Here is a 12,941-nt window from a genome sequence, read left to right as displayed (position 1 = left end):
CGCAGTGAGCAGCATGGCCGACATCCACGTCTGCAGCGAACAAAAAGAAGGCCAGCGCAAAGCTGGCCTTGTGGAAGCAGGCGCCTGCTAGTCAGGCTTGCACTCGTGCTTCATCTCGCGTCGCCCGTCTTCGTAGACAACCTCCAGCCGGCATGTAAAGCCCCACAGGCGTACAACGTGCCGCAGCATCTCTTCGTAGTTCGGCCCAAGCGGGCGGCGGCTGCTCTGCAAATGGCGCAGCGTCAATGAGCGATCTCCGCCCACGTCTACGTTGGTCACCTGGATGTTGGGCTCGATGTTGGACAAGTCGTATTGCCCTGCCAACAACTCGCGGATCTTGCGATAGCCATCGTCGTCATGGATGGCGGTGACGCGCAGCTTGGCGTCGCGGTCATCGTCGAGCACGGAAAACAGCTTCAATTCGCGGATCACGCGCGGCGAGAGGAACTGCAGCAGGAAGCTCTCGTCCTTGAAGTTGCGCATGGCGAAGTCGAGTGTCTTCTGCCAATCGCTGCCGGCGATCTCGGGCGCCCAGCGGTAGTCCTCTTCTTCTGGCGATTCGCAAATGCGCCGGATGTCCTGGAACATCAGAAAGCCCAGCGTGTACGGGTTCAGGCCGCTGTAGTACGGGCTATTGAACGGCGGCTGATAGATCACATTGGTATGCGCCTGAAGCAGCTCGAGCATGAACGCATCGTTGACGAGTTTTTCGTCGTACAGCTTGTGCAGGATGGTGTAGTGCCAGAAGGTGGCCCAGCCTTCGTTCATCACCTTGGTCTGGCGCTGCGGATAAAAGTACTGCGCGATCTTGCGCACGATGCGCACGATTTCTCGTTGCCACGGCTGCAACTTGGGCGCGTTCTTCTCAATGAAGTACAGCAGGTTCTCTTCCGGCTCAGGCGGAAACTGCGGATCAGGCTCGGGTACGTCGTCGGCCGTCGCCAGCACGCGTGCCCGGTGCGTGGGCAGCGTACGCCACAGGTCGTTCACCTGCGCTTCAAGGTATTTCTCGCGCTCCGCCTGGCGGGCCTGCTCTTCGTTGATCGACAGCTTCTTGGGCCGCCGATAGCGATCGACCCCGTAGTTCTGCAACGCATGGCAGGAGTCGAGTAGCAGTTCCACCTCCTGCTCGCCGTAGCGCTGCTCGCATTCGGCCACGTAGTTCTTGGCGAAGAGCAAGTAATCGACGATGGCGTCAGCGTTCGTCCACGTCCGGAACAGGTAATTGCCCTTGAAGAAGGAGTTGTGGCCGTAGCAGGCATGCGCGATGGTCAGCGCCTGCATCGGCATCGTGTTCTCCTCCATCAGATAAGCGATGCAGGGGTTCGAGTTGATGACGATCTCGTACGCCAGCCCCATGAGGCCGCGCTGGTAGCCGCGCTCCGAAGCAAGGAAGTGCTTGCCGTATGACCAATGGTTGTAGCCCAGCGGCAAGCCCGACGACGCATACGCATCGAGCATCTGCTCGGCGGTGATGATCTCGATCTGGTTCGGATAGGTGTCCAGGCCGAACTCTGCGGCAATCTGGGCGATGCTTTGGTCGTAGCGCCTGATCAGCTCGAAGGTCCATTCCGAGCCCGTAGATAGGTAGGCCATGCTCGTTCCCGTTGGTCTATCACACAGGGTCACAGGTGGCGTGCTCGCCATGGCACACGCTGTCTCTGCCCGGCGGCAGTGCCCAGCTGGGAGCAGCTCCTGCGGCCCGATCAGCGATCAGGCTGCGCGCTTCTGAAACAGCTCGTGCAGCACCGGATAGATTTCGTCCGCCTTGAGAATGCGCTGCATCGCGAAGTTCTCGTGCCCAGCCTTCAACGTAAGATACTCCTCCCACAGGTTCTGCGGCTCCGTCGAAACCACCTCAACATAGGCGTAATACTGGGTGAGCGGCAGGATCGACTCGCGCAGGATCTTCGCGCACAGCTCTGAGTCCCCAGCCCAGTTATCGCCATCCGAAGCCTGCGCGCAATAGATGTTCCATTGGCTTGGCGAATAACGCTCCTGAATCACTTCCGCCATCAGTTTGAGTGCACTCGACACAACAGTGCCGCCCGACTCGCGTGAGTGGAAAAAATCCTCCTCATCCACCTCCTTGGCCACGGTGTGGTGGCGGATGAAGACGACGTCGATGCGTTCGTAGTTCCGCTTCAAGAACAGATAAAGCAGCATGAAGAAGCGCTTGGCCAAGTCCTTGCGCGATTCGTCCATCGAGCCGGATACGTCCATCACGCAGAACATCACTGCCTGCGCCTGCGGACGCTTGCGCAGCACGCGGTTGTTGTAGCGCAGGTCGAGCTTTTCAATGAACGGTACGCGATCCAGGCAAGAGCGCAGATGGCGCATCTCCTTCATCAGCTCTTGCGCACGCACGCTGTATGGGCCGTCGTTTTCCAGCTCCTCGTTGTACTCGCCTTCCAGCTCATGCAGGCGGCGCTGATACGGGCTGGACAATGCAATGCGGCGACCGAGCGAGCTGCGCATCGTCCGCAGAATCGACAGATTGGACGGCGTGCCATCGAGCGAGAAGCCCGCACGCACCTTGCGCACCTCCGCGATCTTGGCAAGGCTGCGCTTGGCAAGATCGGGCAACGCCATGTCTTCGAAAAAGAAGTTCAGGAAGTCCTCGCGCGAGAGCGTGAAGATGAAATCATCTTCGCCCTCGCCCGAGTCGCTGGCTTGCGAACCGGAGCCGCCGCTGCCCTGCTGCGGGCGGTCGAAGCTGTCGCCGCGAATGAACTCTTTGTTGCCCGGGTGAACGCCTTCTCGGCGCCCGCCCGAGCCGTGGTGGAACATGGGCTCGGAGATGTCCTTGACGGGAATGGACACCTGCCCGCTCTGCTCGATGTCCATGATCTTGCGACCCGTCACCGCCTTGGCCACCGCACGGCGGATCTGGTCTCGGTAACGCTTGATGAAGCGTTGCTTGTTGACGGTGCTTTTGCCGCCACCGTTCTCCCGCCGATCAATGATCGTGCCCATGTGACTGCCCTCGATTGGAAGTTCGCTGGGTGTCTTTGCCCTCTCCTTATCTCCTTAAGATGACTTCCTGACGCGCAGGTACCACTCCACCAGCAAGCGCACCTGCTTTTGCGTATAGCCCTTCTCCACCATGCGGTTGACGAAGTTCTCGTGCTTCTCCTTGTCGTCGTGCGACGACTTGGCATTGAACGAGATCACGGGCAGCAGATCCTCCGTGGTCGAGAACATCCGCTTCTCGATCACCGCGCGCAGCTTCTCGTAGCTGGTCCAGACGGGATTCTTCCCCCCATTCCTGGCCCGCGCCCGCAGCACGAAATTGACGATCTCGTTGCGGAAGTCCTTCGGGTTGGAAATGCCCGCCGGTTTTTCCACCTTCTCCAACTCATCGTTCAACGCGCTGCGATCGAGAATTTCGCCAGTGTTCGGGTCGCGATATTCCTGATCCTGAATCCACAGGTCGGCAAACACCACGTAGCGGTCGAAGATGTTCTGCCCGTACTCCGAATAGGACTCCAGATACGAGGTTTGAATCTCCTTACCGATGAACTCCACGTACGGCGACGTGAGGTATTCCTTGATATAGGACATCAGCTTGGATTCCGTCTCCGGCGGAAACTGCTCGCGCTCGATCTGCTGTTCGAGCACATACAGCAAGTGCACCGGGTTGGCCGCCACCTCCGTCCCATCGAAGTTGAACACCTTCGAGAGCACCTTGAAGGCAAAGCGCGTCGACAACCCCGTCATGCCCTCGTCGATGCCGGCAAAGTCGCGGTACTCCTGATACGACTTGGCTTTCGGGTCGACATCTTTCAGGCTCTCGCCGTCGTACACACGCATCTTCGAGAAGATGTTGGAATTCTCCGGCTCCTTGATGCGCGTGAGCACCGCGAACTGGGCCATCATCTTCAGCGTGTTCGGCGCGCACGGCGCTGCGGCCAACGAGCTGTTGCGCAGCAGCTTGTCGTAGATCTTCACCTCGTCCGACACGCGCAGGCAATACGGCACCTTGACGATGTAGATCCGATCGAGGAAGGCCTCGTTGTTGCGATCGGACTTGAAGCTTTGCCACTCCGCCTCGTTCGAGTGCGCCAGGATGACGCCATCGAACGGGATCGCGCCAAAGCCTTCCGTGCCCTTGTAGTTGCCTTCCTGCGTGGCCGTCAGCAACGGGTGCAACACCTTGATCGGCGCCTTGAACATCTCGACAAATTCGAGCAAGCCACGGTTGGCCAGGCACAGCCCGCCCGAATACGAATACGCATCGGGATCGTCTTGCGGATAGTCCTCCAACTTGCGGATGTCGACCTTGCCCACCAGAGACGAAATGTCCTGATTGTTTTCGTCGCCCGGCTCCGTCTTGGAAATCGCAATCTGCGACAGCACCGAAGGATGCAGCTTCACCACGCGGAAACGCGTAATGTCGCCGTTGAACTCATGCAGCCGCTTGACCGCCCAGGGCGAGGCAATCGTGTTCAGATAGCGCCTCGGGATGCCGTAATCCTCCTCCAGAATCTTGCCGTCTTCGTCTGGGGAGAACAGCCCGAGCGGGGACTCGTGAATGGGCGAGCCCTTGAGCGCGTAGATGGGAATCTGTTCCATCAGCGCCTTCAACTTCTCGGCAAGCGAGGATTTGCCACCGCCCGGAGGCCCGAGCAGATAAAGGATCTGTTTGCGCTCTTCAAGACCTTGCGCGGCATGCTTGAAGAAGGAAACGATCTGCTCGATCGTGTCCTCCATGCCGTAGAACTCCCGGAAGGCCGGATAGATCTTGATGACTTTGTTGAAGAACAATCGTGACAGCCGAGGATCGTGGTGAGTGTCCACCAGTTCGGGCTGACCGATTGCGGTGAGCATGCGCTCAGCGGCAGTCGCATAGGCGGTCGAGTCTTTTTTGCAGATATCCAGATACTCCTGGATGCTGTACTCGTCCTCTTTGCGAGCTTCAAAACGCGTTGCGTAGTGGCGGAAAATATCCATATCTCCCCCGTAGATTTCTTCCCTACTCCACACCAACAAGCGAGAGCCAGGCTAGTTCTTGCGTGCGTTGCTGATTCCACTGTAGACGAATCACCGATGATCACAAGAACGGTTGAGAGCCTGGAACGGTGCACAACCGTTGCAATTGCGTTAGCGCTCGACAGCATGAAGTGCTAAACGGACCTTGCACGATGCATCAACACGCGTGCACCACGACGATCGGCTACCTCCAGCACAGCAGAAAGCGTACCCATGCCACCTGCCCGCGCTCGCAGGTTGGTACGTAACCGATCTGCGCGAGTTCCCGCGCGCACGCTGAATCCAGGAGGGGGATATCCCTGCGTTTTCGTGGCTCGCCAACTGTGGTATCGCGCATGGTGCGCACCAGCGACGCGACGCTTGTAGCGGCAGCTTTCTCCCTGAGCCGCAACAAAGCATTGCGCAAAGCATGGGGCGAAATACTTTTATCGCCCGGCATGCGCTCGCAGCTCGAAGGGGGAAAGACTGAAACAGATCGACCGAAAGTGTCTCTTTTTTGCGCCAGAGGGAAACTTGGCCGGACGCGACGAGGAGGCGGTCTGAAAAGCCGCGCACGGAGAGCGCGGACAAAGAAAAAGGCCCTCGGCGTTTGCCTGAGGGCCTTTTAAGCGATTTCTCGCCAGTTTGGTGGGTGGTACAGGGATTGAACCTGTGACCCCTGCCGTGTGAAGGCAGTGCTCTACCGCTGAGCTAACCACCCGAATGCGGTGAAAACGAGATTATGTCGAAAACGCGCGGCCGTGTAAATACCCAGACCGCACATTTTTTTGATCAGGCAGCCGGCGCCGCAGACTCCACAGCCTCGCGCGTCCAGACAGTCTTGCCGCCGCTGGCCTTGTCGATCTCCTTGAGCACGCCGGCGTGCGCTTCGGCCTCGGCTTCGGTCGCCAGCAGCACCGGCAATTGCAGCGCACTGAGGTCGACGGCAACGGCCTCGGCAGATGCGCCTTCGCCCGACTCCAGCATGTCGATCACCAGCGTGTTCTGGCCACGCGTCATGGCCAGGTAGACCTCGGCCAGAAGCTCCGCATCCAGCAATGCGCCGTGCAGCGTACGGTGCGCATTACTCACACCCAGACGGTCGCACAGCGCATCCAGGGAGTTGCGCTTGCCCGGGAACATCTGGCGCGCCTCGCGCAGGGTGTCGATGTGACCCGACAGGTGCTCGCGGAATGCTGGCAGGCCGAGACGCTGGAATTCCATATCCAGGAAGCCCAAGTCAAACGCCGCGTTGTGAATGATCGCCTCGGCGCCCTGCACGTAGTCGCGAATCTCGTTGACGATCTCGGCGAACTTCGGTTTGTCGGCCACGAACTCGTTGGTGATGCCGTGCACGGCCATCGCGCCGGCGTCGATCTCACGCTCGGGGTTGATGTAGAAATGCAAGTTGCGGCCGGTCAGGCGGCGGTTGACCATCTCCACGCAGCCGATTTCGATCACGCGGTCGCCGGTGGCGGCATTCAGGCCGGTGGTTTCGGTATCGAGAATGATCTGTCGCATCGCGCGCTCCCCTACTCTGACTGGATTACTTGAAGACGACGGTCTTGTGGCCGTTGAGCAGGATGCGGTGTTCCGCATGCCACTTCACCGCGCGGGCCAGCGCCACGCATTCCACGTCGCGGCCGACGGCGGTGAGCTGCTCCGGGTCCATGCTGTGATCCACGCGCTCGATTTCCTGTTCGATGATCGGGCCTTCGTCCAAATCAGCCGTCACGTAGTGCGCCGTTGCGCCGATCAGCTTCACGCCGCGCTCATGCGCCTGGTAATACGGCTTGGCGCCCTTGAAGCTCGGCAGGAATGAATGGTGGATGTTGATGGCGCGGCCTTCCAGCTTGCGGCACAGATCGTCGGAAAGAATCTGCATATAACGCGCGAGCACGACCAGGTCGATCTGCTGCTCCTGCGCGATCTCCCAGATGCGGGCTTCCTGCTGCGCCTTCTGCGCGTCCGTCGCCTGCAGCAACGGCAGATGCATGAACGGCACGTCGTACGACGCAGCCAGTTGGTAGAAATCGCGGTGGTTCGAGACGATGGCCGCAATCTCGATCGGTAGTTGCCCAGCGCGAGCACGGAACAGCAGGTCGTTCAGGCAGTGGCCGATCTTAGACACCAGGATCATCACGCGCGGCTTGATTGCGGCGTCGAACATGCCCCACTGCATGGAGAAACGGTCGCCGATAGGTGCAAAGTGGTCACGCAGCATGGCGAGGTCTAGCGGCTGGCCCTGCGGAACAAAATGCACGCGCATGAAGAAACGGCCCGTGAATTCGTCGCCAAACTGGTCCGAATCGAGAATGTTGCAGCCCTGCTCGAAAAGCAGGCCCGACACGGCGTGGACGATGCCCGGTTGGTCCGGGCACGACAGGGTAAGAATGAAACCGGAGTGACTCATGAAGCGTTTTATGTATTGTTGTCGGACGCAAACCGCTGCGGCGCCCGGGGCAAACTCAGGCGCGCCAGGGCGTCGAGGGTAACGAGCGTGGCGTCGACCGTCATCGCGAAGTCCGTCATGATATCAAGCGCCGCGTCGGGGCTGGCGCGCAAATGACCGGCGACCTCGCCGTCCTGATTGGCGGGGATGAAGCTGTCCGGCAGCGTCAGGTCGAAGGCGAACAGCGTTTCGCACTGGATGCCCTCGGGCACTTCGCGCAGCACATCCAGCGTGCCGCACGGCACCAGTTGCGCTGCCAGATCGGCGCCGATGCCCGCCTCTTCCCAGCACTCCTTCTCCAGCGCGCCGCGTGCATCGAAGCCATGGCCGATGCCGCCGGCGACGAGGTTGTCCCACATGCCGGGGTCGATTGGCTTGGTCGGGGCGCGGCGGGCCAGCCAGAGCACCGGCTTGGCACCGTCACCGCCGTCGATCAGGCCGTTCATGTGCGCAGCGTAGGTTCGGATGCCGAAGAAGCGCGCGGCGGCGCGTTCGATCAGCGCCAGCGTAGGCGCGCCCCAGCCGGTGTTGACGGCGAAACGCTCGTCGCGCCAGCCTCGCACATGGCCGTCTTCTGCCAGGCGCGTGATGACTTCGGCCAGCGCGGCGGTGCGCTCGGCCTCGCTGGCGAGCGTCTCGCGCAAATCGACCCGCTGCGCCGATACGTCGAACCACTGCGGCCAGCGCTCAAGCAGCGCAGCGCGCTCGCGACTCAGCCAGCCGACGCGCTGTCCGACAACAATCCAAGGAACGAGCGCATCAGCGTCGAACGCCTGCCGGGCGGCCAGGCCGTCTCGTATGCGCTGTATACGCGGGTCGGTCATTTCTGCGCCCCATCATGTCGGGCGTGCATTGTGCTTTCCGTGCAGCACGGGTCGCGCGATAATGCGCCGTTAATACAAGCCGTCATCAGACTGGAGAAACAAGGATGGATGAAATCGACGAGCTGTCGGATCTGCCGACCCCGCGGTTTATCTGGGGCTTCGCCATTGCTGTCACACCGTCCGGCGAAGTGTCGCACGATGAATTCGAATATCTGACGCACACCCGCACACCGCGCTTCACCTGCCGCGTGGTCGAACTCGAAGACGCACCGGCCGAGCCGGAAGACGAAGGTGACATCGACGGCCGCATCGTCCACTTCGACAACCCCAAGCGGATGTTCTACATCACGGACTTGGGCCTGGCGTTGATGAACTTCACGCTGTTCGACAAGGTGGATAACAAGTCCAAACTGAAGGACGCCTGCGACCAAGCCATCGCCGACTGGCTCACCCGCCGCGAATTCCTCGACTCCGAACCGGACGACGACGAGGATTGATCGCCTGATCGCCTAGCCCTGACCGGCGGCGCTGCCATCCTCGGCGAAGCGCAGGTCGGTCAGGCGCACATCGGCGTAGGAGCGCCCGGCATCCAGCAATGCCGAAACCTGTGCCTTCACCCGCTCTTTCTGATCGCGCAGCGCACGCGGCGGCACAGTCGAATCCTGACCGGTGTGGTGCAGATACAGCATCTTGTAGGTGAGTTGACTCACCATCCACTGCCGCAGCACGCGGCGCCGGCCAGCATGGTCCGCTTCCAACCCATCGATCTGACCAAGCAACGCGGAAAACGCCCGCGCCAAGCTTGCCGGCTCCGTTGCCCCGCCTGCAATGCAACGTTCGGCCAGGGCACGCGCTTCTGCGGGGGACATGGTGTCGCCCGTTTCAACGAAACGATCTGTCGTCGGGTCTGGACGCGGCGGTGCCGGCCGGCTTGCCAAGCGGGCAGACACCGCGGACAGCGCTTCCTGAGCACGGCGGATGGACGCATCCAGCGATTCCGCATTGCCCGGCACAATGCCAATGGTGGTCGGCATGTCGCCGGATTCTTCGTCGCGTTTTTGGACGTCCATCGCTCCCTCCGGTAATCGCCCTCGGCTATGGTGCCGGGCTGGCGAAGCGGAATTGTAGAACGCGACGCACATTTCGCGACAAATCAACGCAGATGTTCTTTATTGCCAAGGCAGCGCAAACGGTAACGTGGCGTCACAAAGCCACGGTGCACTGTTGGCGACGACCCACGCGGCGCGGCCTCGCCACGGGTAAAATGCCGGATTGCGCTGCCAGCGCATGCAATCAATAGCTGACCGCCCCTGTGCGGCAAGGAAATCGCCTTGATCAAGTGGATTATCGTGGCCCTCTATCTGGGCTCCATTCTGTACGTACACTTTCGTGGCAAGGTGCGCCTGAAATTCTGGCGCCAGATGTTCGATCACTCGGCCGTGGTCGCGCCGGTCAACTGCTTCATGTACGCGTTCTCGGGCGTGCCGCAGACGCCGTATGTGCCTGTCGAGCGCTTTCCGGATCTGGAAAAGCTGCAGGCCGCGTGGCCGCAGATCCGCGACGAAGGTCTGGCGCTCGTCAACCTGCGCAAAATCAAGGCTGCCGAGAAGAACGATGACGCCGGCTTCAACTCGTTCTTCAAGAATGGCTGGAAGCGCTTCTACCTGAAGTGGTATGAGGCGCATCACCCCTCAGCTGAACAGCTCTGCCCGCAGACCGTCGCGCTGCTGCGCGATCTGCCCAGCGTGAAGGCAGCAATGTTTGCCGAGCTGCCGCCGGGCGGCAAGCTGAATCCGCATCGTGATCCGTTTGCCGGCTCGCTGCGCTATCACCTGGGGCTGGCCACGCCCAACGACGACCGCTGTTTCATCGAAGTCGACGGCGAGCGCCACAGCTGGCGCGATGGCCAGGGCGTCGTCTTTGACGAGACCTATCTGCACTGGGCCGAAAACGCCTCCGACAAGGATCGTCTGATTCTTTTCTGCGATATCGAACGCCCGATGAAATTCGGCTGGGCGCAGCGCATCAACAAATGGCTGGGCCGCAAGGTCATGACTGCTGCCAGCTCGCCCAACGATGAGGGCGACCAGACCGGCGGCATCAACAAGCTGTTCCGCTATGTGTGGGTGATGGGCCAGTACCGCCGCCGCTTCAAGGCGTGGAACCGCAAGGTCTACTACGTGGTGAAATTCGGCCTGATCATTGGCGTGGCAGCGTTGATCATCTGGATCTGACCGCCAACCCTCCCCCTCTCCTGCTCTACACAAAGAACCGGCCTGAAGCGCCGGTTTTTTGTTGCGCGTGAAAAAGCTACCTGCATTGCGGTCGGCTTGCGTTTTTACAAAGCAGTGAAGCAAAAGCGCCACATGGGGCACAAATCTCGCCTAATGTCAGGAATTGAGCGCTCCGGCGCTTATGCGATATGGCGGGCACGCCGCTTGCTCCACCTTGGTCGACACCCTTGCTCAGCGCATGGGACCGAGTCAGAGCCGGGATGCGCGTGTGCCTGTGTCCCTCGTCAACAACAAAGACAGTGAGATCAATCGCCATGAAAAAGAACCTCATCAGCCGCCAGACCATCGTCACCCGCGCCGCCGCGCTTGCTGCTGTCGCACTGCTCGGTACCCAGATCGCGGCCTGTACCACGACCAGCCCCAATGCACAGGGCTCCGACGTGATGTCGTCCACCAACAAACACGCCACGACCAACTCACAGGCCGATTCAGTGCTCTCGCGGCTGTACACCACGGCCAACGGCTCGCGTGAGCTGGTGGGACGCGCCAAGGGCGTACTCGTGTTCCCGTCGGTGCTGAACGCCGGCTTTGTGGTGGGTGGCCAATACGGCGAAGGCGTGCTGCGCACCGGCGGCGGGCGTCCGCTGGGCTACTACAACATCGCCTCGGCGTCGGTGGGCTTCCAAGCCGGCGCGCAATCGCGTGCGCTCATCATCCTGTTCATGACGGATGAAGCGCTGCAGAAATTCCAGGCTAGCCAAGGCTGGACGGCCGGCGTGGATGCCACCGTGGCACTGGCAAAGATCGGCGCGAACGGCGCGGTCGATACCAACACCGCACAGCAACCGATCATCGGCTTCAACCTGACCAACGCGGGCCTGATGGCCGGCGCGTCAATCGAAGGTACGAAGATCACGAAGCAGAACAACTGATCAGCGCTTCGCTGACCAACCATACCGCCGTCTCGTACGGCGGTTTTTTTTTGCGCGGAACCCGCATGAAGCGTTGCGGCAATGTTGCAGCCCTAGGGAAATCCGGAGGGGGCGGCGCGGGGCTTCTCGGCTAGCATCGTCCGGCCGATGTTGCGGTGCACGCTGCCGTATCGGCATACGACAAAACAATCACCCAGAAAAAAGGGGGAGACATGACAGGTCGCAACGCTGCGTTGCGCAGCGCCATTGCATGCGCGTGGCTGGCGGGGTTGATGCTGGCATCTGGCCAAACCATGGCCGAACCGGGCATCACCGACACCAAGATCGTCATCGGCCAAACGGCGGGCTTCACCGGCCCCGCCGGCGAGCAGGTCAAGGAAATGACGCAGGGCGCCACGCTCTACTTGGACGCCGTGAACCGCGCGGGCGGCGTGAATGGACGCAAGATCGAGCTGATCTCGGAAGACGACGGCTTTGATGCGGCCGCCTCCAAGAAGCACGCGCACGCCCTGCTGGTCGATAAACAGGTCTTCGCCCTCTTCCTGCCGCGCGGCACGCCGAATACCGAAGCGATCATGACCGAGGCACGGCCTGTGGGCGCGCCAGTGGTGGCGCCGTCCACCGGTGCTTCAACGTTCTTTGATCAGCCTGATCCACTGCTTTTTGTGGTGCGCGCGAAATACCAGGCGGAGATTGCTGAGCTGGTGCATTACTTCGACACGCTGGGCTTGCGCCGTTTGGCGCTCGTCAACGTGAACGACACCTTCGGCAAAGACACCGAGATCGGCTTCAACAACGCCACGAAAAAACTGCCCGCCGACGCGCACAGCATCTTCACCGTCGACCGCCTGAAACCGGACATCGCCAAGGCGACGGCAGACGTCGGCAAGTTCGCGCCGCAAGCGGTGATCCTGGCCTGCCCGGGCACGACGGCGCGCGCCATGATCGAGGCGCTCAACAAGCAAGGCACGGTGACGCAGATTGCAGCGCTGTCCAACAACGCCGGCTTGGCGTTTGCGAAATCGCTCGGGGCGCTGGGGCGCGGCGTTGTGATCTCACAGGTGATGCCGTCACCTGTGCGCTCGACCTCGTTGCTGGGCCGGGAGCTGGAGTCCAGCGCGAAGTCTGCCGGCGTGACGCCGTCGTACGCCATGATGGAAGGCTATGCTGCCGCGCGCGTGCTGGTCGAGGGGATCAAGCGTGCGGGCAAGTCGCCCACGCGGGCCAGCTTTGTCTCGGGGCTGGAATCGGCCGGCACGATCGACCTGGGCGGCTTGGAAGTCCACTACGGCCCAAACCTGCGTAAGGGATCGAACTATGTCGAGCTGACGGTGATCGGGCCGAACGGCACCTTCGTCAAATAGATGCGGATGCGCCGCGGTGCAGCCTGCCTCGGCAATTGTTGCACCGCAGGAAATAGCGGTTGCCAGCGAAAAACGCATGAGTACATAAGAAAATACTATTTGGAACTCGCATACTGCCTCTACCAGAATGCACGAACTACATGCATGACTGGGATCAATCAGGC

The 12,941-nt window shown here is 60.9% G+C and carries 11 protein-coding genes and 1 tRNA gene; 4 read left to right on the top strand and 8 right to left on the bottom strand.

Features of this window, described 5'->3' with window-relative positions; genetic code table 11:
- Positions 1 to 87 precede the first annotated feature (87 nt).
- The 7 genes from ACCD03_RS09935 to ACCD03_RS09905 all read right to left on the bottom strand — a co-directional run bounded on the left by ACCD03_RS09935 (position 88) and on the right by ACCD03_RS09905 (position 8,247).
- Positions 88 to 1,596, bottom strand: a complete 1,509-nt coding sequence (locus ACCD03_RS09935; RefSeq protein WP_045203248.1) for a SpoVR family protein — start codon at positions 1,594 to 1,596, stop codon at positions 88 to 90.
- Between the two features lie 117 nt (positions 1,597 to 1,713).
- On the bottom strand, positions 1,714 to 2,976 hold the full coding sequence (locus tag ACCD03_RS09930) for a YeaH/YhbH family protein (RefSeq protein ID WP_024975417.1): 1,263 nt from the start codon (positions 2,974 to 2,976) through the stop codon (positions 1,714 to 1,716).
- Positions 2,977 to 3,030: 54 nt separating this feature from the next.
- The gene (locus ACCD03_RS09925; protein WP_253539941.1) at positions 3,031 to 4,953 is read right to left on the bottom strand and encodes a PrkA family serine protein kinase; all 1,923 of its coding nucleotides are present in this window, start codon (positions 4,951 to 4,953) and stop codon (positions 3,031 to 3,033) included.
- A 664-nt stretch (positions 4,954 to 5,617) separates the two neighbouring features.
- Positions 5,618 to 5,692 (bottom strand) — tRNA-Val (locus ACCD03_RS09920).
- A gap of 71 nt (positions 5,693 to 5,763) precedes the next feature.
- Positions 5,764 to 6,492 (bottom strand): DNA polymerase III subunit epsilon, encoded by a 729-nt coding sequence (dnaQ, locus tag ACCD03_RS09915; RefSeq protein WP_045203251.1) that lies wholly within the window; start codon positions 6,490 to 6,492, stop codon positions 5,764 to 5,766.
- Positions 6,493 to 6,517: 25 nt separating this feature from the next.
- Positions 6,518 to 7,384: a formyltetrahydrofolate deformylase gene (purU, locus tag ACCD03_RS09910; protein ID WP_413411450.1), complete on the bottom strand. Its 867-nt coding sequence runs from the start codon at positions 7,382 to 7,384 to the stop codon at positions 6,518 to 6,520.
- Between the two features lie 8 nt (positions 7,385 to 7,392).
- A complete protein-coding gene (locus ACCD03_RS09905) occupies positions 7,393 to 8,247 on the bottom strand; it encodes a DUF4743 domain-containing protein (RefSeq protein ID WP_413411449.1) in 855 nt (284 codons plus the stop codon).
- Positions 8,248 to 8,351: 104 nt separating this feature from the next.
- Here ACCD03_RS09905 and ACCD03_RS09900 point away from each other — a divergent pair, with 104 nt between their 5' ends.
- On the top strand, positions 8,352 to 8,744 hold the full coding sequence (locus ACCD03_RS09900; RefSeq protein ID WP_024975412.1) for a hypothetical protein: 393 nt from the start codon (positions 8,352 to 8,354) through the stop codon (positions 8,742 to 8,744).
- A 12-nt stretch (positions 8,745 to 8,756) separates the two neighbouring features.
- Here the strand turns inward: ACCD03_RS09900 and ACCD03_RS09895 are convergent, their stop codons facing one another.
- Positions 8,757 to 9,317, bottom strand: a complete 561-nt coding sequence (locus tag ACCD03_RS09895; RefSeq protein ID WP_413411448.1) for a hypothetical protein — start codon at positions 9,315 to 9,317, stop codon at positions 8,757 to 8,759.
- Positions 9,318 to 9,578: 261 nt separating this feature from the next.
- On the opposite strand from ACCD03_RS09895, the gene lpxO reads away from it, so the two are divergent.
- From lpxO to ACCD03_RS09880, 3 genes are all read left to right on the top strand, one after another.
- Entirely contained in the window at positions 9,579 to 10,481 is a 903-nt protein-coding gene (gene lpxO / locus ACCD03_RS09890; RefSeq protein WP_045203255.1) for a lipid A hydroxylase LpxO, read from the top strand.
- A 314-nt stretch (positions 10,482 to 10,795) separates the two neighbouring features.
- Complete coding sequence (locus ACCD03_RS09885; protein ID WP_024975409.1) at positions 10,796 to 11,413, top strand: YSC84-related protein; 618 nt, start codon at positions 10,796 to 10,798, stop codon at positions 11,411 to 11,413.
- A gap of 212 nt (positions 11,414 to 11,625) precedes the next feature.
- Entirely contained in the window at positions 11,626 to 12,777 is a 1,152-nt protein-coding gene (locus ACCD03_RS09880; RefSeq protein WP_413411447.1) for an ABC transporter substrate-binding protein, read from the top strand.
- Positions 12,778 to 12,941 lie beyond the last annotated feature (164 nt).

Source organism: Ralstonia sp. Ralssp135 (genome assembly GCF_047304345.1).
GTDB lineage: Bacteria > Pseudomonadota > Gammaproteobacteria > Burkholderiales > Burkholderiaceae > Ralstonia > Ralstonia chuxiongensis.
Note: the sequence above shows the minus strand (reverse complement) of the source record. Positions and strands in the feature narration are given on the sequence as shown.